The 26,048-nt window shown below is 72.1% G+C and carries 25 protein-coding genes; 13 read left to right on the plus strand and 12 right to left on the minus strand.

The window, feature by feature from the left end; all coding sequences use genetic code 11:
* Positions 1 to 9: 9 nt before the first annotated feature.
* The 4 genes from ABZ801_RS07840 to ABZ801_RS07855 form a co-directional block, all read right to left on the minus strand.
* Positions 10 to 1,236: an HpcH/HpaI aldolase/citrate lyase family protein gene (locus tag ABZ801_RS07840; RefSeq protein ID WP_360694279.1), complete on the minus strand. Its 1,227-nt coding sequence runs from the start codon at positions 1,234 to 1,236 to the stop codon at positions 10 to 12.
* Positions 1,237 to 1,519: 283 nt separating this feature from the next.
* Entirely contained in the window at positions 1,520 to 2,098 is a 579-nt protein-coding gene (locus ABZ801_RS07845) for a TerD family protein (protein WP_344944622.1), read from the minus strand.
* A gap of 89 nt (positions 2,099 to 2,187) precedes the next feature.
* Positions 2,188 to 3,321 carry a DUF475 domain-containing protein gene (locus tag ABZ801_RS07850; RefSeq protein WP_360694282.1) on the minus strand — a complete coding sequence of 378 codons (1,134 nt, stop codon included), beginning with the start codon at positions 3,319 to 3,321 and terminating at the stop codon, positions 2,188 to 2,190.
* A gap of 63 nt (positions 3,322 to 3,384) precedes the next feature.
* The gene (locus tag ABZ801_RS07855; RefSeq protein WP_344944628.1) at positions 3,385 to 3,963 is read right to left on the minus strand and encodes a TerD family protein; all 579 of its coding nucleotides are present in this window, start codon (positions 3,961 to 3,963) and stop codon (positions 3,385 to 3,387) included.
* Positions 3,964 to 4,356: 393 nt separating this feature from the next.
* Between ABZ801_RS07855 and ABZ801_RS07860 the strand changes: the two genes are divergently transcribed.
* Entirely contained in the window at positions 4,357 to 5,601 is a 1,245-nt protein-coding gene (locus ABZ801_RS07860; protein WP_360694285.1) for a molecular chaperone DnaJ, read from the plus strand.
* A gap of 43 nt (positions 5,602 to 5,644) precedes the next feature.
* Here ABZ801_RS07860 and ABZ801_RS07865 read toward each other — a convergent pair whose 3' ends face one another.
* The 3 genes from ABZ801_RS07865 to dnaG form a co-directional block, all read right to left on the minus strand.
* Positions 5,645 to 6,103: a heavy metal-binding domain-containing protein gene (locus ABZ801_RS07865; protein WP_360694288.1), complete on the minus strand. Its 459-nt coding sequence runs from the start codon at positions 6,101 to 6,103 to the stop codon at positions 5,645 to 5,647.
* 122 nt (positions 6,104 to 6,225) lie between these two features.
* Positions 6,226 to 7,371 carry an RNA polymerase sigma factor RpoD gene (rpoD, locus tag ABZ801_RS07870; protein ID WP_360695657.1) on the minus strand — a complete coding sequence of 382 codons (1,146 nt, stop codon included), beginning with the start codon at positions 7,369 to 7,371 and terminating at the stop codon, positions 6,226 to 6,228.
* Between the two features lie 72 nt (positions 7,372 to 7,443).
* Positions 7,444 to 9,342 (minus strand): DNA primase, encoded by a 1,899-nt coding sequence (gene dnaG, locus ABZ801_RS07875; RefSeq protein WP_360694291.1) that lies wholly within the window; start codon positions 9,340 to 9,342, stop codon positions 7,444 to 7,446.
* Between the two features lie 75 nt (positions 9,343 to 9,417).
* On the opposite strand from dnaG, the gene ABZ801_RS07880 reads away from it, so the two are divergent.
* Complete coding sequence (locus ABZ801_RS07880) at positions 9,418 to 10,077, plus strand: putative glycolipid-binding domain-containing protein (protein WP_360694294.1); 660 nt, start codon at positions 9,418 to 9,420, stop codon at positions 10,075 to 10,077.
* Between the two features lie 20 nt (positions 10,078 to 10,097).
* Here the strand turns inward: ABZ801_RS07880 and ABZ801_RS07885 are convergent, their stop codons facing one another.
* A complete protein-coding gene (locus tag ABZ801_RS07885; protein ID WP_360694297.1) occupies positions 10,098 to 11,663 on the minus strand; it encodes a M20/M25/M40 family metallo-hydrolase in 1,566 nt (521 codons plus the stop codon).
* Between the two features lie 550 nt (positions 11,664 to 12,213).
* On the opposite strand from ABZ801_RS07885, the gene ABZ801_RS07890 reads away from it, so the two are divergent.
* The 6 genes from ABZ801_RS07890 to ABZ801_RS07915 all read left to right on the plus strand — a co-directional run bounded on the left by ABZ801_RS07890 (position 12,214) and on the right by ABZ801_RS07915 (position 16,764).
* On the plus strand, positions 12,214 to 12,516 hold the full coding sequence (locus ABZ801_RS07890; RefSeq protein WP_344958578.1) for an urease subunit gamma: 303 nt from the start codon (positions 12,214 to 12,216) through the stop codon (positions 12,514 to 12,516).
* Between the two features lie 11 nt (positions 12,517 to 12,527).
* Positions 12,528 to 12,839, plus strand: coding sequence for an urease subunit beta (locus ABZ801_RS07895; RefSeq protein WP_360695660.1), 312 nt, complete (start codon positions 12,528 to 12,530; stop codon positions 12,837 to 12,839).
* Positions 12,832 to 14,568 carry an urease subunit alpha gene (locus ABZ801_RS07900; RefSeq protein WP_360694301.1) on the plus strand — a complete coding sequence of 579 codons (1,737 nt, stop codon included), beginning with the start codon at positions 12,832 to 12,834 and terminating at the stop codon, positions 14,566 to 14,568. Before ABZ801_RS07895 ends, ABZ801_RS07900 begins: the two co-directional genes overlap by 8 nt.
* The gene (locus tag ABZ801_RS07905; protein ID WP_360694304.1) at positions 14,568 to 15,248 is read left to right on the plus strand and encodes an urease accessory UreF family protein; all 681 of its coding nucleotides are present in this window, start codon (positions 14,568 to 14,570) and stop codon (positions 15,246 to 15,248) included. The genes ABZ801_RS07900 and ABZ801_RS07905 overlap by 1 nt, the downstream gene beginning before the upstream one ends.
* Positions 15,249 to 15,322: 74 nt before the next feature.
* A complete protein-coding gene (gene ureG, locus ABZ801_RS07910) occupies positions 15,323 to 15,997 on the plus strand; it encodes an urease accessory protein UreG (protein ID WP_360694307.1) in 675 nt (224 codons plus the stop codon).
* Positions 15,994 to 16,764 (plus strand): urease accessory protein UreD, encoded by a 771-nt coding sequence (locus tag ABZ801_RS07915; RefSeq protein ID WP_360694310.1) that lies wholly within the window; start codon positions 15,994 to 15,996, stop codon positions 16,762 to 16,764. The genes ureG and ABZ801_RS07915 overlap by 4 nt, the downstream gene beginning before the upstream one ends.
* On the opposite strand, the gene ABZ801_RS07920 is transcribed toward ABZ801_RS07915, so the two are convergent.
* The gene (locus ABZ801_RS07920; protein ID WP_360694313.1) at positions 16,701 to 17,105 is read right to left on the minus strand and encodes a MerR family transcriptional regulator; all 405 of its coding nucleotides are present in this window, start codon (positions 17,103 to 17,105) and stop codon (positions 16,701 to 16,703) included. The two genes, ABZ801_RS07915 and ABZ801_RS07920, sit on opposite strands and share 64 nt — an antisense overlap.
* A 34-nt stretch (positions 17,106 to 17,139) precedes the next feature.
* Complete coding sequence (locus ABZ801_RS07925) at positions 17,140 to 17,952, minus strand: TetR/AcrR family transcriptional regulator C-terminal domain-containing protein (RefSeq protein ID WP_360694316.1); 813 nt, start codon at positions 17,950 to 17,952, stop codon at positions 17,140 to 17,142.
* A gap of 63 nt (positions 17,953 to 18,015) precedes the next feature.
* Between ABZ801_RS07925 and ABZ801_RS07930 the strand changes: the two genes are divergently transcribed.
* From ABZ801_RS07930 to ABZ801_RS07945, 4 genes are all read left to right on the plus strand, one after another.
* Entirely contained in the window at positions 18,016 to 20,280 is a 2,265-nt protein-coding gene (locus ABZ801_RS07930; protein ID WP_360694319.1) for an excinuclease ABC subunit UvrA, read from the plus strand.
* A 64-nt stretch (positions 20,281 to 20,344) separates the two neighbouring features.
* A complete protein-coding gene (locus ABZ801_RS07935) occupies positions 20,345 to 21,238 on the plus strand; it encodes a hypothetical protein (protein WP_360694322.1) in 894 nt (297 codons plus the stop codon).
* Positions 21,239 to 21,304: 66 nt separating this feature from the next.
* Positions 21,305 to 22,222 (plus strand): aldo/keto reductase, encoded by a 918-nt coding sequence (locus tag ABZ801_RS07940; RefSeq protein ID WP_360694325.1) that lies wholly within the window; start codon positions 21,305 to 21,307, stop codon positions 22,220 to 22,222.
* A 67-nt stretch (positions 22,223 to 22,289) separates the two neighbouring features.
* Positions 22,290 to 23,159, plus strand: a complete 870-nt coding sequence (locus ABZ801_RS07945) for an LLM class F420-dependent oxidoreductase (RefSeq protein ID WP_344950138.1) — start codon at positions 22,290 to 22,292, stop codon at positions 23,157 to 23,159.
* Between the two features lie 46 nt (positions 23,160 to 23,205).
* On the opposite strand, the gene ABZ801_RS07950 is transcribed toward ABZ801_RS07945, so the two are convergent.
* Positions 23,206 to 23,670: a carboxymuconolactone decarboxylase family protein gene (locus ABZ801_RS07950; RefSeq protein WP_360694328.1), complete on the minus strand. Its 465-nt coding sequence runs from the start codon at positions 23,668 to 23,670 to the stop codon at positions 23,206 to 23,208.
* A gap of 75 nt (positions 23,671 to 23,745) precedes the next feature.
* A complete protein-coding gene (locus ABZ801_RS07955; protein ID WP_360694331.1) occupies positions 23,746 to 24,432 on the minus strand; it encodes a DUF305 domain-containing protein in 687 nt (228 codons plus the stop codon).
* Between the two features lie 227 nt (positions 24,433 to 24,659).
* Here ABZ801_RS07955 and ABZ801_RS07960 point away from each other — a divergent pair, with 227 nt between their 5' ends.
* Positions 24,660 to 26,039, plus strand: coding sequence for a hypothetical protein (locus ABZ801_RS07960; protein WP_360694334.1), 1,380 nt, complete (start codon positions 24,660 to 24,662; stop codon positions 26,037 to 26,039).
* Positions 26,040 to 26,048 lie beyond the last annotated feature (9 nt).

Below are 26,048 nucleotides of genomic sequence, written 5' to 3' on the forward strand. Positions count from 1 at the left end.
CCCCGGGGCTCACCGGCGGCCCGCCGCTTCCAGCAGTTCCACGAACGTGACGCCCTCGGCCGCCACCCCGAACACGCGCGCCCGCAGCATGAGCCGTTCGGCCCACGCCCGGTGCGGTTTGGCCTCGTTCATCTTGTTGGCGTAGGCGCTGGCCATCGCGCCGCCCCCGGCCACCCCGAGGATGTCGGCGGCGTCGCAGTACTCCTCGTGGGTGACGACCGACAGCGCGTGCACCGCCGCGACATGGCTGGGATGGATGACGGTCTTGCCGAGCAGCCCGTTGGCCTTGTCCAGGTGCACCTCGCGGATGAGCCCGTCCAGGTCGGAGGTGATGAGCCGCTCCCGCAGCGGGGCCGCGCGCTGCCGCTCGAACGGCGACTGCCGCAGCTGCGGCTTGAACAGGCGCTCCCCCGCCGAGAAGTACTCCCACACCGGGCCGGTCACCACGTACCCGGTGCCGTCGGCGCGGCCCAGGATGTTGACGACGTCGGAGATGACGTCCGCGACCGGGCGGATGTCGTAGATGGTCAGGTCCGGGGGCCGGCGCAGCCCGTAGGCCGCCGACAGGTCGGTCGCGCCCAGCCGTACCGCCAGCACCCGGTCGCGGTGCTTGGCCAGCAGCCGCGCCACGTCCTGCAGCATGTCGGCGCGCGTCTCGCGGTGGATGGCCTCACGGCTCTCGATCACCGGCATGGCCAGCAGCCGCCGCCCGGTGCGGGCCGCGGTGTCCTCCAGCGCGTCCAGGAACGCGCCGCCGGCGGCGGCGGTGAACTTCGGCAGGACGAACCCGCTCACCAGGTCCGCTGCGGGGCCCAGCCGGTCGACCAGGTCGCCGATCTGCTCGGCCGTGCGCACCCGGACGAACAGCAGCGGGATGTCGGGGCCGCGGCGCGGCCGGCCGTTGCCGCGGCCGTGGGCGGCGTCTCCGGGCTCGTCGTCGGCCGCGCCGGGGTCGCGGTCGTACAGCTCCCGGAAGGCCCGGACGGCGTTGGCCTCCGCCGCGGCGACGTCGGCGTCGGCGATGGCGTCCTCCAGGCAGACCACCATGCTCGCCACGCCGCGCCGGGCCGCCTTGACGATGTCGCGCGCCAGGGACGGGCGCGTGGCCGGGCAGTACAGCGTGGCGCCGAGCGCGACCGCCAGCACGTCGGGGTCGTCGTGCCGGCCGAAGGGCCGGGGGTGCCGGTAGAACAGGTGCTTGCGATGCCCGATGTCGATGTGGTCGAAATGACGCACGCCGGGTCCTTCCCCATCGCCGAAAGGGCCCCGCCCTCGCCTTACCACGCCGCCGCATGGGCGCCGGCGGCCGGGCCTTGGGCCGCCGCCGTTATCGGACGCCCACGGACACTTCAGAGTATGTCCGCTAACGAGCGGAACCGCCGATACGTTCCCGTCCGTCCCGGCGCGGGCGTGAAACGCGCCCTCGGCGCGGCCGAGCGCATCGAACACAACGGCCGGGCGCGGCCGCCGTGAGACGGCGCGCGCCCGGCCCGTTGGTGCCCGTCGGTGTGCCCGTCCGTCACAGGTGGGCGGAGACCGCCGGGAGGAGGTGCTGGAAGGTGCGGCCGGTGGCGGTGGCACCGATCGCGGTCATCGCCCAGCCGCCGCCGTCCCGGGAGACCTTGGCCATGATCTGGGCGTTGTGCTGCCCGGAGCCGCTCAGCTCGTAGCGGGCGATCTCCTGGCCGGTGGTCTCGTCGACCAGGCGGCAGAAGGCGTTCTGGATCTGCGAGAAGTCCTGGCCGGTGAAGGAGTTGACGGTGAACACCAGCTGGGTGACGTTCGCCGGGACGGCGGTCAGGTCGACGTTGATGACCTCGTCGTCGCCCTCCCCCTCACCGGTCAGGTTGTCGCCCGTGTGCAGCACCGAGCCGTCCTTGCTGCGCAGCTGCCGGAACCAGACCGAGTCGGCCAGGTTCCCGGCGGCGTCGAACAGCAGGCAGGAGGCGTCCAGGTCGATGGACTGCGGCTTGGCGCGGCCGAACAGCCCCTTGCGGGGCGCCGCGTCCCAGCCCAGCCCCATCTTGACGCGGGTCAGACCGCCTCCCCCGGGTTTGGTCAGGGAGACCTTCTGCCCCTTCTGCAGCGAAATCGACATCATCGGCTCCTTCGCGTGAGCGGTGCGGGGTGCGGCTCGGACCTGTTGATCGGACCTGTTGATCGGAGCTGGGTGGACGGACCTGGTGGTCAGACCTTGGTGGAGTGCAGCTCCTTGTCCCCGCTCGGGCCGCCGGGCGCGGCGCCCGACTCCTCGCGCCGGTTGCGCAGGATCGAGGACAGGAACGCGGCGATGATCAGTCCGGCGCCCAGGCCGCCGGTGATCCACTCGGGCACGTGGTGGCCGATGCCGACCAGCATGCACACCGCCAGCGCGCCGATCGCCCAGTGCGCGCCGTGCTCCAGGTAGACGTACTCGTGCAGGGTGCCCTTGCGGACCAGGAACACCGTCAGCGACCGGATGTACATGGCGCCGATGCCCAGGCCCAGCGCGATCACGATCGGGTCGGTGCTGATGGCGAACGCCCCGATGACGCCGTCGAAGGAGAACGAGGCGTCCAGCACCTCCAGGTAGAGGAACAGGAAGAAGCCCGCCTTGCCGGTGGCCAGGGCCAGCTCGCTCGGGCCGCCGCGGCGCGCGGGCTCGGCCGCCCGCTCCCCGGCCTCGTCGTCCTCGTCGTCGTCATCGTCATCGACGCCGCCGGCCTCGGAGAACAGCTCGCCCAGCCCGTTGACCAGGATGTAGGTCAGCATGCCGAGCACTCCGGCGATCATCACGTCGCCCGGGTCGTCGGCGAAGTAGTTGGCGACCACCACCAGCGCGCCGCCCGCCACGACGACCGCGAGCTGGTTCAGCTTGCCGATGCGGGCCAGCGGGGCCTCCAGCCACGGCAGCCACTTCTCGGAGCGCTCCTCGAAGACGAACTCCAGGAAGAGCATCATGAGGAACATGCCGCCGAACGCCGCGATCGTCGGGTAGGCGTCGCGCATCAGCTCGTGGTAGCGGTGCGAGTCGTTCAGCGCCAGGTCGAACGCCTCGATCGGGCCGAGCGAGGCGGTGATCCCCACGATGACCAGCGGGAACACCAGCCGCATGCCGAACACGGCGATGGCGATGCCGACGGTCAGGAAGATCTTCTGCCAGAACGGGCTCATCCGTTCCAGCACCTTGGCGTTGACGACGGCGTTGTCGAAGGACAGCGAGATCTCGAGTACGGCCAGCACGGCCACCAGCGCCAGGCCCACGCCGCCGTCGTACAGGAAGGCGACGATCAGGCCGAGGATCGTGACGGCGAAGGACCACCCGAAGGTGCGAAGAATCATGCGCGTATTTCTGCTCGTTGGGGGGAACCGACGATCGGAGCCGGGCCGGCCGCGGCCGGCGGCTCAGCCGACATTGACACCGAAGTCCATGGCGATCCCGGCCAGGCCGGAGGCGTACCCCTGACCGACGGCGCGGAACTTCCACTCGCCGCCGCGGCGGTACAGCTCGCCGAAGACCATGGCGGTCTCGGTTGAGGCGTCCTCGCTGAGGTCGAACCGCGCCAGCTCGTTGCCGTCGGCGCGGTTGACGATGCGGATGAAGGCGTTGCGGACCTGCCCGAAGCTCTGCCCCCGCGCGTCGGCCTCGTAGATCGACACCGGGAACACGATCCGCTCGCAGCCCGCCGGGACGGCCGACAGGTCGACGTTGATGACCTCGTCGTCGCCCTCCCCCTCGCCGGTCAGGTTGTCCCCCGTGTGCTCCACCGAGCCGTCGGGGCTGCGCAGGTTGTTGAAGAAGACGAAGTGCTGGTCGGACAGCACCTTGCCGTCGGGCCCCAGCATCAGCGCGCTGGCGTCCAGGTCGAAGTCGGCGCCGGTGGTGGCCCGCACGTCCCAGCCCAGGCCCACGGCGACGGCGGTCAGGCTCGGCGCGGCCTTGGTCAGCGAGACGTTGCCGCCTTTGGCGAGTGACACACCCATGGTCGGTCCACTCCCTCGGAGACTCGTTGATCAGATTTCACGCCGAATTCCATGGCGCTGCCGGCCGCCGCGCGGGCGCCCGCCCGGCCGTGCGCGACCCGTGGTCCGCCGCGGCCCGGAGGGGCTCGCCGGACACCGTGGCCGCCGGGAGACCGCTCGAGAACGCGCTGCCGCCCCCGCTGCGACTGACGCCCACGGTGCCTCCATGATCGCTGGCTGCCGGCGCCGATGCGCGCCGCGCCGTCTCGACGCTTCGCTATACCGACGTTGGAGCGATGCTATCCGTTCCCCGTACGCCGGTCGGCCCCCAGGTTCCGGTGGGAACACAACGGGCGGAAGGTGTACGGGACGGGCGGCTGGGCGAGACTGGAGCGGAGCGAAGGGAGGGCACCGTTGCTGGGAGCGGGGGACGCCCGCCGGCGAGGCCGGGGCGCGCAGGCGGCGGACGCGGCGGCGGAGGCCAGGGACGCGGCCGCCACGGCGTTCTACGACATGGACCAGGCGCAGAAGTACGTCGAGGGCCGCGTGACGCTGTTCGCGGACCTGGACGGGGCGGCGGCCGCCCCGGTCCGGGCGGAGTTCGAAGGGCTCAGCCAGAACGCCGACACCGCCGCCGTCGCCTACATCGGCGTCGTGGACGCGCACGACCTGACCGAGGACCGCACGCCCGCCGAGTACGACGCGGCCCGCCGCGCGTTCCTGGCCGTCACCGACCGGCTCAGGGAGGTCACCGGCCGGCTCAACGGGTTCGCCGAGCGGCTCGCCCCGCGGATGCGGCGCCTGGAGGCCGCGCTCGACCAGTTGCCGCCGCGGCTGACGGCCGCCCGCGACGCGGTCGCCGCCGCCGACGCGGCCGTGGCACGGGCGCGCGAGGCGGGGTTCGACGCCGCCGAGCCGGAGGCGGAGCTGGCGCGGGCCCGCGAGGCGCTGGCGGTGGTGGGCTCGCAGGGGCTGGGCGGGCTCGGCCTGGCCGGGGCGATGGAGAAGGCCGAGGAGGTGCGGGAGATCGCCGACCGCGCCCGCGAGGCCGCCGAGGAGCTGCCCCGGCAGGCCGAGAAGGTGCGCAACGGCATCACCTCGGTGCGCACCCGGGTGGACGTGGTGGCGGGCCGGGTGGAAGCGGTGCGGCAGGCCATGCGGCAGTTGCTGCGCGGTTACTCGCAGGCCTGCTGGCAGGACCTGCGGGGCGCGCCGGAGGCCGTCGAGGCGGCCGTGGAGCGGGCCCGCGAACGGCTCGCCGAGGCGTCGGCGCACGCGGGCCGCGCCGAGTGGAGGCAGGCGCAGCAGGCGCTCACCGCCGCCCGCACCGAGCTCAACGCCGCCGACCGCCGCGCCGGGCAGGTGATGGGACGGGTGACGCAGCTGGAGGAGGCCGCCGCCGACCCCGGCAAGCCCGCCGACGCGGTGCGGTTCGCCGTCCGGGACGCCCAGCGGATGGCCGTCGCCGCACCGGGCGGCCCGGCGCCGCACCACGCCCGCGCGCTGGACGCCCTGGTCGAGCGTCTGGAGAAGGCCCCCGGCCTGCTGACCGGCGCCCACCCCGACTACTGGGGATACCTGCGGGAACTGGACTCGATCAAGACCGCGGCCGGCGACGTCGTCACCCGCATCCGCGCCGAACGCGCCGCCGGCGCCTGACCCGACGCCTGAAGCAGCGGCTGAGCCTGCGCGGCGCCGTGGGTCAGCGGGGACGGTCGTGGACGCCGATGGTGAGGTTGCGGGCGGCCATGGGCGGTCCGCCCGGCTGCGGGTCCCCGTACGGCGGCATGTGCGGCATGGCCGGGGACTGCTGCGCGGCGGCCTGGTCGCGCGGGGCGCCCGCGGCGGGCTCGGCCCACACGGCGGTGCCGTAGGCGCACACCTCGTGACCGCCTCCGGCCAGCGCGACGGAGTCCATCCGCATGCCCACCACCGCGTTGGCGCCCTTGCGGCGCGCGTCCTCGCCCAGACGCTCCATCGCCTGGCGGCGCAGCCCGGCCAGGCCCGCGCCCGGCTGCTCGCCCGTCACGCGGAAGGTGGCGCTGGCCCCGCCGGGCGCCGCGGCACGGCCCTGATCGGTCTGGACGGCGACCCCCATGACCTCGCCGAGCACACCGCGGATCTCATGCCCGGCCAGCCCGTCAGTCGTCACGATCAGCATGGCTCCCACCGTAATCCACGAGACGGAAGAGTGGGAGGTCATGACCGTTCCGTCACATCCCTTGCCCCGGCGGGCCGGTGCCCGGGGCCGGAGGCGCCGCCCCGGCCCCGGACGCCGGCCGGTCAGTCCAGGTACTCGCGGAGCATCTGGGCGCGCGAGGGATGGCGCAGCTTGGCCAGGGTCTTGGACTCGATCTGCCGGATCCGTTCCCGGGTCACGCCGAACTCGCGGCCGACCTCCTCAAGGGTGCGGGGATGGCCGTCGGTCAGCCCGAAGCGCAGCTGGATGATGCGCTGCTCGCGGTCCGACAGCGTGCCCAGGATGTCCTCCAGCTGGTCCTGCAGCAGGATGAACGCCGCGGCCTCGATCGGCACCACGGCGTCGGCGTCCTCGATGAAGTCGCCGAGGTCGGAGTCCTCCTCCCCGATGGGCGACTGCAGGGACACCGGCTCCTGGGCGATGCGCTGGATCTCCACCACGCGGGCGGGCGGCAGCCCCATCTCCCGGCCGATCTCCTCGGGGGCGGGTTCGCGGCCGAGGTCCTGGTGCAGCTGGCGCTGCACGCGGACCAGCTTGTTGATGGTCTCCACCATGTGCACCGGGATCCGGATGGTCCGGGCCTGGTCGGCGATGGCGCGGGTGATCGCCTGGCGGATCCACCAGGTGGCGTAGGTCGAGAACTTGAACCCCTTTGTGTAGTCGAATTTCTCGACCGCGCGGATCAGTCCGAGATTTCCCTCCTGGATCAGGTCGAGGAACAGCATGCCCCGGCCGACGTAGCGCTTGGCGATGGACACCACCAGGCGCAGGTTGGCCTCGATCAGGCGTTGCTTCGCCCGCGCCCCCTCGCGGGCGAGCAGTTCGAGATCGAGCCGTTCCATCGGGGAGAGGATGGCGGTGTGCCGCAGCTTCTCCTCGGCGAACAGGCCCGCCTCGATCGATTTCGCGAGTTCGACTTCATCTTCTGCCGTGAGCAGCGGTACGCGACCGATTTCCCGCAGGTAGATCCGAACCAGGTCGCTCGTCGGCGCCCGCTTGCCGAGGTCTCCCTCGTCCGCTCGCGTGACGTCCTCGGTCTCCTGCGGAGACTCGAGGACCTCTACCCCCTGCTCTGCGAGCATCCGGACGACCCGTTCCAGGGAGTCGTCCGGCAAGTCCGAGCGATCGAGAGCGGCGGCGACGTCGTCGACCGTCACACCGCCGCGCTCTCTGCCGCGCGCGACGAGGTCCGCCACCTGGTCAACCGATGGCGCCTCGCTTGGCAGCACCGAAGGGCCCACGGTGACAGTCTGCGGTACGAAGGGCCTAGATCACAGGACCCATTTTTGCGGTCCCGTGACTCACTGGGAGCCAAGGCCGCGCTCGCGCAACTCCCGTCTCTGCTGCTCAAGCGCGACAAGATCGCCGAACAGCCGGTTGTACTCCTCGACCTGCTCGGCCGGATTCAGCCGCGCGAGTTTAGATTTGGCATCGGCGATCATGCGCGTGACCTGGCGTTCCTGGATTCGGGCCAGGAGGTCGGCGGCGTATCGGTCGTCCGAATCACCGGCGAAGAGAACAGGTTCCACCGCCAGCCGGGTGACCAGCTCCCTGACCTGCTCGTTCGGCGCGTGCTCGCGCAGCAGACCGACCCATTCGGCGGCGCTCACCGGCGCGGTCACGCCGCCCGCGGCCGCGATGACCTGCCGCACCGCCGCGTGCGGCGGCGCCAGGAAGTCCTCGGCGGGGATCTGGTCGAACTGCGGGCCGAGCACGGCCGGCCGCTGCACCGCCAGCTTCAAAAGCTCGCGCTCGCGCTGCACCTCGGGGTCGTTCGGGTCGTGCGACGGCCGCCGCGGCGCCGCCGGGACGGCCTGCTCCCCGGCGCCGGCGCCGCCGGCGCGCCCGTTCGCCCGCGCGGCCGGCCGCTGCCGCGCCGACAGCTCGCGGACGCGGCGCAGCACGAACTGCTCGTCCATGATGCCCAGCCAGCGGTCCAGGCTGATCGCGTACATCTGCCGCAGCGCCCGGTCCTTGATGGAGGCCACCACCGGCGCGGCCGCGTCCAGCGCCGCCAGCCGCCCCTCGGCGGTGTCGAGGTCGTAGCCCCCGATCCGGCTGCGGATGGCGAACTCGAACAGCGGCAGCCGGGAGGCCACCAGGTCGCGCACCGCCGCGTCGCCGTACCGCACGCGCAGGTCGCACGGGTCGAGGCCGTCGGGCTGGACGGCCACGAACGTCTGGGTGACGAACTTCTGCTCCTCTTCGAAGGCGCGCAGCGCGGCCCGCTGCCCGGCCGAGTCGCCGTCGAAGGTGAAGATCACCTCGCCGCGGAACTCGTCCTGGTCCATCAGCAGCCGGCGCAGGATCTTGATGTGGTCGCCGCCGAACGAGGTGCCGCAGGTGGCGATCGCGGTCGGCACGCCCGCCAGGTGGCAGGCCATCACGTCGGTGTAGCCCTCGACGACCACGGCCTGACGGCGCCGGGCGATCTCCTTCCGGGCCAGGTCGGCGCCGTACAGCACCGAGCCCTTGTGGAACAGCGGCGTCTCGGGGGTGTTGAGGTACTTGGCGGTGCCGTCGTCGTCGTACAGCTTGCGCGCACCGAAACCGATGACGTCGCCGCTCAGGTCGCGGATCGGCCATACCAGGCGGCCGCGGAAGCGGTCGATCGGGCCGCGCCGCCCCTCCTTCGCCAGCCCGGCGGTGATCAGCTCGCGGTCGGCGAAGCCCCGGCCGCGCAGGTGCCGCACCAGGGCCTCCCACTCGCGGGGCGCGTAGCCGACCCCGAAGTGCTCGGCGTCGGCCGCCTCGAAGCCCCGCTCGGACAGGAACTTGCGGCCCGTGATCGCCTCCGGCGTGGCCAGCTGCTCGGCGTAGAACTCGGCGGCCGCCCGGTGCGCCTCGATCAGCCGGGCGCGCTGGCCGGTGTCGCGGCGGGGGGTGTGGCCGCCGTCCTCGTAGCGCAGCTGGATCCCGGCCTTGGCCGCCAGCCGCTCGACCGCCTCGGTGAACGACAGGTGGTCGATCTCCTGGACGAACTTGATGACGTCGCCGCCGTTGGAGCAGCCGAAGCAGAACCACAGCCCGCGCGCGGGCGTGACGTTGAACGAGGGCGACTTCTCGTCATGGAACGGGCACAGGCCCTTGAGATTGCCGCCGCCGGCGTTGCGGAGCTGGAGGTACTCCCCGACCACGTCGGCGATCGGCGAGCGCTCCCGTACGAGCGCGATGTCCTCGTTGCGAATCCGGCCGGCCACGGCGGCGAGTCTAATCCGTCGGCCCGACATCCCGGGCCTGGCGTCCGCAACCGGTGCGGGGGTATCGATCCGCCCATGACCGAATCGATCGTGTGGGTGAAGCCCGGGGGCGCGGAGCTGGCCGAGGTGCGGCTGAGCCGGGGGGAGCTGACGGCCGCGGGAACGGCGATCGGCGGCGATCCGCTGCCGTACCGGCTGGAGTACGAGCTGACGACCGACGACCGCCTGGTGACGACGCGGCTGATGGTGGAGGCGCACGGCACCGACCCGGCGACCGGGCCGTGGCGGCGCGGGCTGGAGCTGCTGAACCGGCCGGAGGGCGAGTGGCACATCGTCGCGCGCGCCGAGGGCCACGTGCCGCTGCCGCCGCCGGGCGGGGACGCGTCGGCGCTCAAGGGCGCGCTGGACTGCGACCTCGGGCTGTCCCCGCTCACCAACACGATGCCGGTGCTGCGGCCGCCGGCGGACGGCGCCCGCCTGCTGGACGGCGGCGGCCCGGCCGAGTTCCTGGTGGCGTGGGTGTCGGTGCCGGACCTGGCGGTGTCCCCGTCCCGGCAGACGTACACGTTCGTCCGCCGGGACGGGGAGCGCTCGGTGGTCCGGTTCGACAGCGACGGGTTCACCGCCGACATCGTGTTCGACCGGACGGGACTGGTGGTGGACTACCCGTTCATCGGCCGCCGGGTCGTCCCCGAGACGGCCGGGGCGGCCGGCGCCCCGCTCGGCGCACCCTGAGGCTCAGGGCGCCCTGAGCGTCAGCGCACCCGGAACCGGTCGAACAGCCGGTACATGAACTCGGTGCCCTGCCTGAGCGCGTCGACGGTGATGCGCTCGTCGTTGCCGTGCATGGTGACGAGCTGGTCGTTGTCCAGGACGTAGGGGTAGACGCCGTACCCGGGGACGCCCCGGGAGGTCCACGGGTACAGGCTCGTCCCGGCCTCGAACAGCGCCGGGGCGAACACCGCGTCCGGGTAGGTCCTGCCGGCCGCGTCCTTGATCGCGGCGAACAGCGGCGAGTCGATGGACGACGGCGGCTTGGCGAAGGTCTCGTCGAGCCGCTTCAGCGCGTCCTCCTCGCTCTCTCCGGGGTTGCCGACGAGCTTGACCGTCACGTCGCGGCCGTCGAGCAGCCTGCGGACCTGCGCGAGGAACTCGCGCGGCCGCTGCCCGCCGGGCACGCCCCGGCAGTTGATCCGCAGCGTGGCGGTGGACGGGATGACGTTCTCCTTGTAGCCCGCGTCCTCGATGACGAAGGCGTGCGTGGTGCGCAGCAGGGCGCGGTGCAGCCACGGGTAGGAGCTGCGCTTGACGACGACGGCCGCGGCGCGTTCGCGGGCGGCCTGCGTGCGGGCGGCCAGCATCAGCTCGATGGCGCGGCGGAACGCGGCGTCGTCGGTGGCGCGGGCCAGGGCGGCGAAGTACTCGCGGGTGACGGGCGTGATCGTGACGGGCGCCAGCCAGCCGTCCAGGTCGGTGACGGCGCGCGACAGCTTGGCGATGGCCGAGTCGGGGTTGGGCTTGGAGGAGTGGGTGGCGGTGCCGTCGGCGACCAGGTCGAGGTTGAAGTAGACCTTGTCCTGCCGGGTCACGGTGATGAGCATGGGGGTGCGCTTGTCGCGCTGGGCCAGGAACCAGCCTCCCTCGGTGAGCACCATCCCGGCGTTGACCTTGTCCCAGTGCCGCTCGGCGAGCCAGCGCGACCCGTACGGGCCGGACTCCTCGTCGCAGTCGGTGAGGACGATGATGTCGCGGTCGAACTTCCCGCCCTCGTCGAGATGGCGCAGCAGGGCGGAGATGAACGCGGCGTTGGCGCCCTTCATGTCGAGCGCGCCGCGTCCGTAGATCTCGCCGTCTTTCACGACGCCCGCGAACGGGTCCACCGACCATTTGGAGCGCTCCACAGGAACGACGTCCGAATGCCCGAGCAGCAGCAGCGGGGGCGCCGCCGTGGTGCCCTTGACCCGGGCGATCAGGTGGACGTTGTCCTGCTTGGGCGTCGGGACGATCTCGGCGGACACCCCGGCCGACTCCCAGACCGACTTGAGCATCCGCGCGTGCGGGAGCGTCACGCCGCCCTCGCCGTGGTTCTGGGTGTCGTAGGCCAGCATCTTCTTCAGCAGGGCCAGCGGGTCCAGGTCGGCGGGGTCGACGCCGGCGGGCGCGGTGCGCGCCGTGGCCGGGACCCCGGCGAGGGTCTCCCCGGCGACCAGGCCGCCGGCCAGCAGCACGGCTCCGGCGCCGGTGCGGCCGAGGAACGTCCGGCGGGTGATCGGGGTCGGCGGGTTGTGGTCGGGCTCCCGGGAGTCGGTCGTCGTCGACATGGATCTCCTTTTCTCCGGTACGGGGGGGATTCCGGAAAGGGTCGGGAGACGCCCGGGCGGCGGGGGCGCGCCCGGTCGTCCGTGCGGGACGGGGGTCTGGCGCCGCGTGAACGCGGCGACCGCTTCCACCTCCACGAGCCGGCCGGTGACCGGCAGGTTCTCGATCTCCAGCGTGACCCGGGCGGGCCGGGCCGGGGTTGACGTACGGGGGCGGCGCCGGGGCGGCGCTGCCGGCGGGACGTTGACGGGCTTGCCGGTGGTCTGGTCGGTGTCGGCGTTGAAATGGCGGTACGCGCGGTTCCGGCCGGGGAAGCCGGCGGCGTCCGCGCCTGGCGGGTCGGCGGGGCAGGCCCGCGTCGAGATCACGTCCCGAGGCGTCAGGCCCTGTGCCCTGAGGTTGTCGGTGATCTGCTTCAGAACGTTGATCGTCTGCGCCCCGGTGATCGTTACTCCGGGCGGCGGGGCGCCCCCGTCCGGTTACGTGAAATGGATGTTAAAAAGGCAATTCCCTCGTTCCGGAATCAGTCAGACCGGCAGTAACGTCCCCAGAGTGCTGATCACTCCACACGAGCAGGAGCGCCTGCTGATCCACGTGGCCGCCTCCGTGGCCCGCGAGCGGCGGGCGCGCGGGCTGCGGCTCAACCATCCCGAGGCGACCGCGATCATCGCGGTGCACATCCTGGAGGGCGCCCGCGACGGGCGCACCGTGGCCGAGCTGATGGAGTCCGGCCGCACCGTGCTCACCCGTGACGACGTCATGGAGGGGGTGCCGGAGATGCTGGAGTCGGTCCAGATCGAGGCGACGTTCCCCGACGGCACCAAGCTCGTCACCGTCCACCGGCCGATCCCGTGAGCGGCGGCGCGATGGTCCCCGGGCAGGTCGTCCCCGCCGGCGAGCCCGTGCCGCTGAACCCGGGCCGGCCGCGGACCGCCCTCACCGTCGTCAACACCGGCGACCGTCCCGTGCAGGTGGGCTCGCACTACCACTTCGCCGTGGCCAACCCCGCCCTGGACTTCGACCGGGACGCGGCGTGGGGACATCGGCTGGACGTGCCCGCCGGGACGTCGGTCCGGTTCGAGCCCGGCGTGACCCGCGAGGTGACGCTCGTCCCGCTCGCCGGCGGCCGCGTCGTCCCCGGGCTGCGCACGGACCAGGCGGGAGCCCTCGATGACTGAGCTGTCCCGCGCCCGCTACGCCGAGCTGTACGGGCCGACGGCGGGCGACCGCGTCCGCCTCGCCGACACCGACCTGTTCATCGAGGTCACCGAGGACCTGGCGCGCGGCCCGAACGGCATGGCGACCGGCGACGAGGCGGTGTTCGGCGGCGGCAAGGTGATCCGCGAGTCGATGGGGCAGTCCCGCGCCACCCGCGCCGAGGGCTCCCTCGACCTGGTCGTCACCGGCGTCGTCGTGCTCGACCACTGGGGCGTGGTCAAGGCCGACGTGGGCGTGCGCGACGGCCGGATCGTCGCGCTCGGCAAGGCGGGCAACCCCGACACGATGGACGGCGTCCACCCGGACCTGGTCATCGGCCCCACCACCGAGGTACTGGCGGGCAACGGCAGGATTCTCACCGCCGGGGCCGTCGACTCCCACGTGCACTTCATCTGCCCGCAGCTGGCCGAGGAGGCGCTCGGCGCCGGGGTGACCACCCTGCTCGGCGGCGGCTCCGGACCGGCCGAGGGCACCAAGGCCACCACCGTCACCGGCGTCTGGTACCTGCACCGCATGCTGGAGGCCATGGACTCCTGGCCGGTGAACGTGGCGCTGCTCGGCAAGGGCAACACCGTGTCCGCCGAGGCCATGTGGGAGCAGCTGCGCGCGGGCGCCGCGGGCTTCAAGCTGCACGAGGACTGGGGCTCCACGCCCGCCGCGATCGACGCCTGCCTGCGCGTCGCCGACGCCTCGGGCGTGCAGGTGGCGCTGCACTCCGACACGCTGAACGAGGCCGGGTACGTCGAGTCGACGCTGGAGGCCGTCGGCGGCCGGTCGATCCACGCCTACCACACCGAGGGCGCGGGCGGCGGGCACGCGCCCGACATCATCACCGTCGCCGCCCACCCGAACGTGCTGCCGTCGTCGACCAACCCGACCCGCCCGCACACCGTCAACACCCTCGACGAGCACCTGGACATGCTCATGGTGTGCCACCACCTCAACCCGTCGGTGCCCGAGGACCTGGCGTTCGCCGAGTCCCGGATCCGCCCGACGACCATGGCGGCCGAGGACGTCCTGCACGACCTGGGCGCCATCGCGATGATCGGGTCGGACTCGCAGGCGATGGGCCGGATCGGCGAGACCGTCATCCGCACCTGGCAGACCGCGCACGCCATGAAGCGCCGCCGCGGCGCCCTGCCGGGCGACGGCGGCTCCGGCAACGGCGCGGACAATCTGCGCGCCCGCCGCTACGTCGCCAAGTACACGATCAACCCGGCGATCGCGCACGGCCTGGACGGCGAGATCGGTTCGGTCGAGCCGGGCAAGCTTGCCGACCTCGTCCTGTGGGACCCGGCGTTCTTCGGGGTGCGCCCGCACGTGGTGCTCAAGGGCGGGATGATCGCGTGGGCGGCGATGGGCGACGCCAACGCCTCGATCCCGACCCCGCAGCCGGTGCTGCCGCGTCCGATGTTCGGCGCCTCCCCGGCCGCCGCGGCCGCCACGTCCCTGCACTTCGTGGCGCAGGCCGCGCTCGACGACGGGCTGCCGGACCGGCTGGCGGTGCGCCGCCGGTTCGTCCCGGTCAAGGACACCCGGCGGCTCGGCAAGGCCGACCTGCCGCTGAACGACGCGCTGCCCCGCATCGAGGTGGACCCCGACACCTTCACCGTCTCGGTCGACGGCGAGGAGATCGAGCCGGCCCCGGTCGCCGAGCTGCCCATGGCCCAGCGCTACTTCCTGTTCTGATGGAGGAGATCCCCGCCGCGCTGCTCCTGCTGGCCGACTCGCGTCTGCCGGCCGGCGGCCACGCGCACTCCGGCGGGCTGGAACCGGCCGTCACCGCGCACGCCGTCACCGGCCTGGACGACCTGCGCGGCTTCCTGCGCGGACGGCTGGCCACCGCCGGTCTCACCACCGCCGCCCTGGCGGCCGCCGCCTGTGCGCACGCCGACGCGGAACCGCACCGGTGGCGGGAGCTGGACGCGGAGGCGGACGCGCGCACGCCGTCGCCCGCGCAGCGGCGGGCGTCGCGGGCGCAGGGGCGGTCGCTGTCGCGGGCGGCGCGGGCGGCCTGGTCGCATCCCGGGCTGGACGCGCTGGCGGCCGAGCTGCGCGAGCCGCACCATCCGCTCGTGCTCGGCGCGGCGGCCGCGGCGGCGGGCGGCGCGCCGCGGCAGGCGGCGGCGGTCGCCGCGTACGGGGCGGTGACCGGACCGGCGTCGGCGGCCGTCCGGCTGCTCGGCCTGGACCCGCTGGGCGTGCACCGGGTCCTGGCCGGCCTGGCGGCCGAGGTGGACGACGTCGCGCGGGAGGCCGCCGCCGCGGCCGGGGACGGGTGGCGGGCGCTGCCCGCGCCGTCCGCGCCGCTGCTCGACCTGCTCGCCGAGGCGCACGTCCATTCCGGGCTGCGCCTGTTCGAGTCATAGGTCTACGAGTCATAGGTCTGTTCGAGTCACGGGAACCGAGTCATGGGAACACCGTGGAGACGGGAGGACGCACCGTGGGCGCCAACCACGATCACGACCCGCACGAGGCCGCGCCGGCGGCGGGCCGGGCGCTGCGCCTGGGCATCGGCGGCCCGGTGGGCAGCGGCAAGACGGCGCTGACGGCGGCGCTGTGCCGCGCGCTGCGCGAGGAGTTCGCCCTGGCGGTGGTGACCAACGACATCTACACCACCGAGGACGCCGACTTCCTGCGCCGCGAGGCCGTGCTGTCGGACGACCGGATCACCGCGGTGCGCACCGGCTGCTGCCCGCACACCGCCATCCGCGACGACATCTCCGCCAACCTGGACGCGGTGGAGGCCCTGGAGGCCCGGCACGGGCACCTGGACCTGGTCATCGTGGAAAGCGGCGGCGACAACCTGACCGCGCTGTTCAGCCGGGGCCTGGCCGACCGGCAGATCTTCGTGCTGGACGTGGCGGGCGGCGACGACGTGCCGCGCAAGGGCGGTCCGGGCGTGGCGAACGCGGACCTGCTGGTCATCAACAAGACCGATCTGGCGCCGCTGGTCGGCAGCGACGTGGCGCTGATGGAGCGCGACGCCGCCCGGGTGCGCGGCGGCAGGCCGGTGGCGCTGACCTCGCTGCGCGAGCGTCCCGACGCGCCGGAGGTGGCGGCGTGGGTGCGCGGGGTGCTGCGCGAGGCGCGCGCGGCCGCCACGGCGGTGACGTGACCCGGCGGTACACGGCGCGCGCGGCCGTCACCGCCGAACGCGACGCGCAGGGACGGACCCGCTGCACGCGGCTGCGCTCGGACGGGCCGCTCGCGCTGCGCGAGACCGCCGACGCCGTCTATCTGGTCGGCGCGGCGGCCGGTCCGCTGGGCGGCGACGTCCTGGAGATCGACCTCGCTGTCGGCCCGGGGGCGCGGCTGGCGGTGCGCTCGGTGGCGGCCACGCTGGTGCTGCCCGGGGACGGCGTGTCACGGCTGACGGTGCGGGCGCGGGCCGGGGCGGGCGCCCACCTGGACCTCGCGCCGGAGCCCACGGTGGCCGCCGCCGGATGCGACCACCGGTCCGTGACGGAGATCGCGCTGGCCGAGGACGCGACGCTGCGCCTGCACGAGGAGCTGGTGCTGGGACGTCACGGTGAACGGCCCGGGCGGCTGCACAGCAGGATCGACGTGACGATCGGCCGGACGCCCCTGCTGCGTCACGAGCTGCGCGTCGCGGACCGGCACGCCGGCCCGGCGGTGCTCGGTGACGCCAGGGCCGCCGGCAACGTGCTGCTGGTCCGGCCCGGACTGACCCGCGAGCCGCACGCCGGGGACGGGCTGGCCGTCCTGCCGCTGGCGCACCCGTCCGCGGTGCTCGTCACGGCCGTCGCGCCGGACGCCGCGCTGCTGCGCCGCCGCCTCGCCCGCGGCGAGGCGATCGCTCAGGTGGCGGCGTCGGCGGTCGGCTCGGCGGCCGCGGCCGCGGCCGCGGCATCGTGCTCGTAGAAGCGGATCTTCCCCTGGATCTTCCGCTGCTGTTCGCGCAGCCGGGCGATCTGCTCCTCCACACGGCGGTCGTGCGCCCTGAGCAGCGCGACCCGTTCCCGGGTGGTCTCGTCACCGCCGCGCACCAGCTCGGCGTAGCGCAGCAGCTCGGCGATCGGCATGCCGGTGTCGCGCAGGCAGCGCAGCATGCCCAGCCACGCCAGGTCGTCGTCGGTGAAGACCCGGCGACCCGCCGTGTCGCGCGCGATCCCCGACAGCAACCCGATCTTCTCGTAGTAACGCAGCGTGTCGATGCTGAAGCCGCTCCGGGTGGCGGTCTCAGCCGGGGAGTAGGAGCTCACGGGCCCCAGACTGCCACCTGGAGCGCACTCCAGGTCAATGGTCCGGGTCCCCGCCCGCGCGGCGGATCCTGACCTCGATGCCGTCCAGCACGATGGCGAGGCCCACCTCGAACACCTCGGTGGCCTCCTGCACCAGGTAGGGGGTCTCCGTGTCGTCCATGTCGAAGGCGCGCTGGGACTCCATCCAGGTCAGCGTGGGGAACCGTGCGCCGAAGTCGGGCACCAGCTCGTCGAGCTGCGGGGCGTGGGCGTACCACCACTCGTCCTCGCCCTTTCCGGTCTCCTGCGTCGCCAGGCGCGTCTCGGCGACGATCCGCGCCGCGTCCCGCACCAGGTGCGTCAGCGTCCCGCCGAGTCCGCGCAGGGTGCGGGCGTCCAGCCCGGTGGTGCGCAGGACGGCCATCATCGTCTCGGACATGGTGAACCAGCCGGGCCCCAGGACGGGACGCGCGTGCGACACCTGCAGCGTCCACGGATGGCGCAGGTGGAAGTCCCACAGGTCGCGCACCCACGCCGTGACGGCCGCCCGCCAGCCCACGCTCAGGTCGTAGCGGGTGGGCAGCTCGGCCAGGGCCCGGTCGTACATGAGGTCGACCAGCTCGGCCTTGCCCGGCACGTAGGTGTAGAGGGCCATGGCGGTGCGGCCGAGCCGCTCCCCCACCGCGCGCATGGACAGGGCCGCCATGCCCTCGGCGTCGGCGACGGCGATGGCCGCGTCGACGATCACGTCCACGCTCAGCCCGGGACGCGGCCCCGGGGCGGAACGGGCCCCGCGTTCGCCCTCGGACGCGCGCCAGAGCAGGGCCATCGAACGGCGCGCGTCCCCCTGTCCGGCGAAGACGACCAACGGACCACTCCTTATGCCGTAAACTGTTTCGAACTCTTTAGGGCATAAAGATACAGGAGCGCCATGAACCCCCGTCATCCGGCCGACGCCCACGACGTCATCGAGGTGCGCGGCGCCCGGGAGAACAACCTGGCCGGCATCGACCTCGACATCCCCAAGCGGCGGCTGACCGTCTTCACCGGCGTGTCCGGGTCGGGCAAGTCGTCGCTGGTGTTCGGCACCGTCGCGGCCGAGTCGCAGCGGCTGATCAACGAGACCTACAGCGCCTTCGTGCAGGGCTTCATGCCGCCGGTGGGCCGTCCGGAGGTGGACGCGCTGCGCAACCTGAGCGCCGCGATCGTCGTCGACCAGGAGCGGATGGGCGCCAACTCCCGGTCCACGGTCGGCACCGCCACCGACGCGCACACCATGCTGCGCATCATCTTCAGCCGCATCGGCGTGCCGCACGTGGGCACCTCCACCGCGTTCAGCTTCAACAGCGCCGAGGGCATGTGCCAGCGCTGCGAGGGGCTCGGCCGCGTCTCCGACATCGACGTCGACCAGCTCGTCGACCGCGACCTGTCGCTGGACGAGGGCGCCATCACCGTGCCGAACTTCACCGTCGGCTCCTGGTACTGGCAGAACATCGTCGAGTCCGGGTTCGTGCCCCGCGACGTGCCGCTGCGCGACCTCACCCCCGAGCAGTGGGAGGACTTCCTGCACAAGCCCGCCACCAAGATCAAGCTCGGCGGGATGAACACCAACTACGAGGGCCTGGTGGTCAAGGTCCGGCGGCTCTACCTGTCCAAGGACGTCGAGTCGCTGCAGCCGCACATCCGGGCGTTCGTCGAGCGCGCCGTCCGCTTCGCCGCCTGCCCGGACTGCGGCGGCACCCGGCTCAACGCCGCCGCCCTCTCGGCCAAGATCAACGGCCGCAACATCGCCGACTGCGCCGCCATGCAGATCAGCGACCTGGCCGAGTTCGTCCGCAAGCTGGACGACCCGTCGGTGGCGCCGCTGGTCGCCACGCTGAGCGCCACCCTCGACTCGATGGTGGAGGTCGGCCTGGGCTACCTCAGCCTGGACCGCGAGTCCGGCACGCTGTCGGGCGGCGAGGCGCAGCGCGTCAAGATGGTGCGCCACCTCGGCTCCAGCCTCACCGACGTCACCTACGTGTTCGACGAGCCCACCGTCGGACTGCACCCGCACGACATCCAGCGGATGAACGGGCTGCTGCTGCGGCTGCGCGACAAGGGCAACACGGTGCTGGTCGTCGAGCACAAGCCCGAGACCATCGAGATCGCCGACCACGTCGTCGACCTCGGCCCCGGCGCCGGCACCGCCGGCGGCCGGATCTGCTACACCGGCGACGTGGCGGGCCTGCGCGCGTCCGACACCCTCACCGGCCGCCACCTGGACCACCGCGCCGCCCTCCGCGAGCGGGTCCGGCGGCCCACCGGGCACCTGCCGATCCGCGGCGCGTCGCAGCACAACCTCAAGAACGTCGACGTGGACATCCCGCTCGGCGTGCTCACCGTCGTCACCGGCGTCGCGGGCTCGGGCAAGAGCTCGCTGATCCACGGGTCGCTGCCCGGCCGGGACGGCGTCGTCGTGGTGGACCAGTCGGCGATCCGCGGATCCCGGCGCAGCAACCCCGCCACCTACACCGGCCTGCTCGACCCGGTCCGCACCGCCTTCGCCAAGGCCAACGGCGTCAAGGCCGCCCTGTTCAGCGCCAACTCCGAGGGCGCCTGCCCCAACTGCAAGGGCATCGGCCTCGTCTACACCGACCTGGCGATGATGGCCGGGGTCGCCACCGTCTGCGAGGAGTGCGAGGGACGGCGCTTCACCGCCGAGGTGCTGAAGTACAAGCTGCGCGGCAAGGACATCAGCCAGGTGCTGGCCATGTCCGTCGCCGAGGCCCGCGACTTCTTCACCACCGGCCAGGCCCGCGCCATCCTCGACCGCATGTGCGACGTGGGCCTCGGCTACCTGAGCCTCGGCCAGCCCCTCACCACCCTGTCGGGCGGCGAACGCCAGCGCCTCAAGCTGGCCATCCGCATGGCCGGCAAGGGCACCGTCTACGTGCTGGACGAGCCCACCACCGGCCTGCACCTGGCCGACGTCGACCAGCTCCTGGCCCTCCTGGACCGCCTGGTCGACGACGGCAACACCGTGATCGTCATCGAGCACCACCAGGCCGTCATGGCCCACGCCGACTGGATCATCGACCTCGGCCCGGGCGCCGGCCACGACGGCGGCCGCGTCGTCTTCACCGGCACCCCAAGGGACCTCGTCACCACCGCCGACACCCTCACCGCACAGCACCTGCGCGACTACCTGAAGTGATCCAGATCACAACAAACGAGACACATACATCACTCTAAGGAATCACAATGTAACGTTCAGCGACATGCCATCACGTCGCCATGACGCCCTCAACGAGCTCTTCCGCGAGAATCCGAGGCTGGCCGCGGACCTCCTCGGCCGCCTCGACGTTCTCGATCTCCCTCCCGACCTCCCGGTCCAGGAGGCGAAGAACACCTTCAACGACCGCCCGTCCGCCGACTACGTCGCCGACAACGTGTTCACGGTGGGACCACCACAGGATCCGGTCCACGGCATCATCCTGGAGATCCAGCAGACGAAGTCCAGGTCGAAGCGCAGGCAGCTGCCACGCTATGCCGCCGGACAGTGGCTGCAGCAGCAGCGCGGCGGTGTCGACGTCCTCGTCGTCTGCCCCGACGCCGACACCGCCGCCTTCTACGCCGAGCCCATCCCCACCGAGCTGCCGGGGTACACCCTCCATCCCGTGGTCGTGGGCCCCGACCAGATCCCGGTCATCACCGACCCGACCGAGGCCGCCGCCCAGCCCGGGGTCGCCGTCCTGTCGGTCCTGGCCCACGGCCAGAAGTACCGCAAGGTCGTCGAGGCCTTCATGGCCGCGGCGAAAGAGTTGCCTGCGGCGGAAGAGCCGGACGAACACGTTCCGCAATACTATGAACACGCTTACAACATGTCCGTCCCAGCGGTGCGAAAGATCATGGAGGAGATCATGAATTCCACCAAGTGGCCCGTCTACAGCCCCTTCGCCCGCGCACACTTCAGCAAGGGCCGCGCAGAGGGCGAAGCCAGGGGCCGCGCGGAGGGCGAAGCAAACGCGGTCCTCAGGATCCTGGCCGCACGCGGCGTCACCGTCCCCGACGACGCACGCCACCGCATCACCACGTGCACCGATATCCGGCAGCTGGAGGAGTGGATCACACGGGCTGCCACCGCCGAGACGGTTGACGATGTGTTCGCCTAGTGGCCTCTCGCGGAAGTCTCCAGGGGGTTGACCTGGAGTGCGCTCCAGGGGTCAGGATCGGGCGGCATGGAGATCGCACTGGGCGCAATGCTGTTCGGTACCAGGGTGGACGAGGAGGCCTCGTTCGCCATTCTCGACCGCTTCGTCGAGGCGGGCGGGACGATGATCGATACGGCCAACAACTACGCGTTCTGGCTCGAGGGCGGACGCGGGGGTGAGAGCGAGACCGTCATCGGGCGGTGGCTGGCCAGCCGCGGGCTGCGGGACCGGGTCTTCATCGGGACCAAGGTCGGGGCGCAGCCGAAGACGCCCGGGACGGGGCTGGAGAACGCCGAGGGCCTGTCGGAGAAGGCGATCCGGACGGCCGCCGAGGGCAGCCTGCGGCGGCTGGGCACCGACCACATCGACCTGTACTGGGCGCACTTCGAGGACCGGTCGGTGGCCCTGGAGGAGACGATGGGCGCCTTCGGCGACCTGGTGCGGGAGGGCGCCGTCGGCCGGGTCGGGGTGAGCAACCACGCGGTGTGGCGGGTGGAGCGGGCCAGGGCGCTCGGCGAGCCTCGGTACGACGACCTGCAGTACCGCTACTCCTACCTGCTGCCCCAGCCGGGGGTGAAGCTGCCCGAGAACGGCCACCACCATGTCGACGGGGAGCTGCTCGACTACGTGCGGGCTGAGGGCATGCGGCTGTGGGTGTACAACGCGCTGCTCGCGGGCTCCTACACGCGCCCCGACAAGCCGCTGCACTGGGCGTACGAGCACCCGTCCAACGAGCGGCGGCTGGCGGCGCTGAGGTCGGTGGCCGACGAGCTGGGCGCCACGCCCAACCAGGTGGTGCTGGCATGGCTGATGGGCGGCGACCCGCCGATGATCCCCATCGTGGGCGTCAGCGCGATGGCGCAGCTGGAGGAGGCGCTCGGCGCCGCCGACCTGGCGTTGGACGCCGAGCTGCGGGAACGACTGGACACGGCCGCTTCGGCTTGACCTGGAGCGCGCTCCAGGTCGCAGAGTGGGAGCACCATCCCGCCTACCGAGGAGAGGGGACTCCCTCATGCGCATTGGACTGCAGGTGCCCAGCTTCACCTTCCCGGGCGGGCCCGAGCGGATCGCCGCCGAGTACGGGCGTATGGCCCGTGAGGCCGACCAGGCGGGGCTGCACTCCTTCTGGGTGATGGACCACTTCTTCCAGATCAGGGTGGTCGGCCCCGCGGAGGAGCCCATGCTGGAGGGCTACACCGCGCTGGCGTACGCGGCGGCGCTCACCGAGAAGATCACGCTGGGCACCATGGTCACCGGTGTCACCTACCGGCACCCGGGGATCCTGGTGAAGACGGTGACGACGCTGGACGTGCTGTCGGGCGGCCGGGCCTGGCTGGGCATCGGCGCCGCCTGGAACGACGAGGAGTCGCGCGGCCTCGGCGTTCCGTTCCCGCCGACCGCCGAGCGGTTCGAACGGCTGGAGGAGACGCTGCGGATCGCCCACCAGATGTGGAAGGGCGACGAGAGCGCCTTCGAGGGCGAGCACTACCGGCTGGAGCGGCCGCTGAACTCGCCGCAGCCGGTGCGGCGCCCGCATCCGCCGATCCTCATCGGCGGCTCCGGGGAGAAGAAGACGCTGCGGTTCGTCGCCAAGTACGCCGACGCCTGCAACATCTTCGACGCCGAGGACCTGCGGCACAAGCTCGACGTGCTGCGCGAGCACTGCGAGCGGGAGGGCCGCGACTACGCCGACATCGAGAAGACCTCGCTGACGTTGCCGCACGGCCGGCCCTCGGCCGACCAGGTCGTGGACACGGTGGGCCGGCTCGCCGAGGCGGGCGTCGACCACGTGATCTTCTCGCAGGCCACCGGGCAGGACCTGGCCGGTGTGCTCGGCGAGGCTGTGGCCCAGACCGAGAAGATCACCCCCGCCGGGCGCTGAACGCGGCGGGCCGCCGGGAGGCCCGGCTCCCGGCGGCCCGGCCGTCCTATGCCCTGGCCTCGGGGACGGGGCGGGCCGGGGGACGCACACGCGTCGGCACGCAGACCCGGTTCCACAGGTTGATCATCGCGACGAGGGCGACCAGGGTGCCCTGGTCGGCCACCGGGAAGTGGGCGGTCATCCGGTCCCAGATCTCGTCGGGCACGCCGTCCTCGCCGAGCCGGGTGGCGGACTCGGCGTAGGCGAGGGCGGCCCGCTCGGCCTCGGTGTACAGGTCCGACTCCCGCCACGCCGGCAGCTGGTACAGCCGGTCCGGGGTCTCGCCGTCGTCCAGGGCCTCGTGCGCGTGCATGTCGACGCAGTACAGGCAGCCGTTGATCTGGGATACACGGAGCTTGACCAGGTGCCGCACCAGCGGGTCCAGCCCCGACTCGCGCAGCACCTTCTCGGCCGCCAGGAACGCCCGGTAGGCGTCCGGGGCGACATCGGGCAGGTTCATGCGCTGTTTCATCGTCGTTCCCTTCGCTCGGTCAAGCGGTCGCCAGGGAGACGACGCGGCCCGGTCCGGTGTGACAGCGGATTCCGCTCAGCCGTCGAGCAGGGCCCGCATCCGGTTGATCTCGGCCTGCTGGCTGGACTGGACGTCCCGTGCGATCTCCTGGGCGGTGACGTCGGTGCCCTTGTCCAGCGCGTCCTTGACCATGGTCAGCGCGCCCTGGTGATGGGTGATCATCAGGTTGACGAACAGCCGGTCGAAGTCCTTGCCGCGCGCCTGGCGCAGCTGTTCCATCTGCTGCGGGGTCGCCATGCCCGGCATGTTCGCGTGGGCGGACGCCGACGGCGAGGCGGCGCCGCCGTGCGCGCCGTGGCCGGCGTGGCCGCCCTGTCCCTGGGACGTGGCCCGGCCGTGCCGCTTCAGCCAGTTCTGCATGGCCGCGATCTCGACGTTCTGCGACGCGTCGATGCGCTCGGCCATCGCCTTGACCTGCGGGTCGGACGCCTGGCCGGGGGCCAGCGAGGCCATCTCGATCGCCTGCCGGTGGTGCGGGATCATCATCTCGATGAAGCGGAACTCCGCGGCCGTGGGCGGTGACGGGGTGGACGGCCCGGCCACCGCGGTCTTGTTGGCCTCCCCCGGCCGTCCCGGCATCAGCACGGTGCCCTTGGGCGTCGCCCCGCCGTCCTCGTCGCCGCTGCATCCGCCCAGGGCGCCCGCGGCGGCCGCCGTCGCCAAGGCCAGCACCGCGATCCGGTACCGCGTCCGGTAGTGCATCCGTCTCCCCACTCCGACCTGCGCTCGAACACCCCGGACGGTAGCCGTAGTCGGCATGTCGAATAAAGAGCCTTAGATCTCAGGAAGCTCACAGATCCATACAGACCTATTCAAACGGCGCGGTTCAGTCCATACTCCGGATGATCAATCTACTGTCGGGGGCCTCTGAACGCGAAGGAGTGAGGGTGGCGCTGTTCCCTGGACGCAGACCCAAGCGACGAACACTGGTGGGTACCCTCGCGGCGCTCGTGCTGGCCGGGTCGGCCGCCGTGGCACCGGCCGCCGCGGCCGCCATCCCCGGTCAGGACGAGGTCGTCAAGACCTCCAACATGCACCACCTGGCCAACATCCCCAAGCCGCCGGTGTTCGCGGGCACCAGCTCCTACGGCACCGACTGGGCCTTCAAGGGCAACTACGCCTTCGCCGGCAACTACGACGGCTTCACGGTCTACGACATCTCCAAGCCGGCCAAGCCGCAGATCGTCACCGTGGTCAAGTGCCCCGGCTCGCAGAACGACGTGTCGATCTCCGGGAACCTGCTGTTCCTGTCGACCGACAGCTCACGCAGTGACGACTCCTGCCAGTCGGTGCCCAAGCCGGCGACGGAGAAGGATGCCTGGGAGGGCATCAAGATCTTCGACATCAGTGACGTGCGCAACCCGCGCTACGTCAAGGCCGTCGAGACCAAGTGCGGCTCGCACACCAACACGCTGGTCCCGGGCAAGAAGGGCACGGCGTACATCTACGTCTCGTCCTACCGCCCGGACTCGACCTTCCCCGACTGCCAGCCGCCGCACGACCTCATCTCGATCGTCGAGGTGCCGCTGAACAACCCGCAGGCGGCCAAGCTGGCGGCCGAGCCGGTGCTGTTCCCCAACGGCGGCAACCCCGGTGACGGGAAGGACTACCCCGAGGGCACCTCGGAGACCTCCGGCTGCCACGACCTGACCGCCTACCCGTCCAAGAACATCATGGCCGGGGCGTGCATGGGCGACGGCGTGCTGTTCGACATCTCCGACCGGCTCAAGCCGCGGATCATCCACAGCGTGCGCGACGACGAGAACTTCGCGTTCTGGCACTCGGCCACGTTCAACAACAAGGCCAACAAGGTCGTCTTCACCGACGAGCTGGGCGGCGGCGGCACCGCCACCTGCAACGCCGCGATCGGGCAGGACAAGGGCGCCGACGCCGTCTACGACATCGTCGGCAAGGGCGACAAGCGCAAGCTGGTCTTCCGCAGCTACTTCAAGATCCCGCGGGCGAACGCCGACACCGAGAACTGCGTGGCCCACAACGGCTCGCTGATCCCGGTCAAGGGCCGCGACATCATGGTGCAGGCCTGGTACCAGGGCGGCATCTCGGTGTGGGACTTCACCGACTCCCGCAAGCCCAAGGAGATCGGCTGGTTCGAGCGCGGTCCGCTGAGCAACGACCAGCTCATCCTGGGCGGCTCGTGGTCGGCGTACTACTACAACGGCTACATCTACTCCAGCGACATCCAGAAGGGCCTGGACGTCATCGACATCCGTGACAAGGCCACCGACAAGGGCAAGCGCGTCAAGCTCGACGTGCTGAACGCCCAGTCGCAGCCCGACTACTTCGACTGATCGGCCGAT

The organism is Actinomadura sp. NPDC047616 (assembly GCF_040642915.1).
In the GTDB taxonomy this organism is placed as follows: Bacteria; Actinomycetota; Actinomycetes; order Streptosporangiales; family Streptosporangiaceae; genus Spirillospora; species Spirillospora miaoliensis.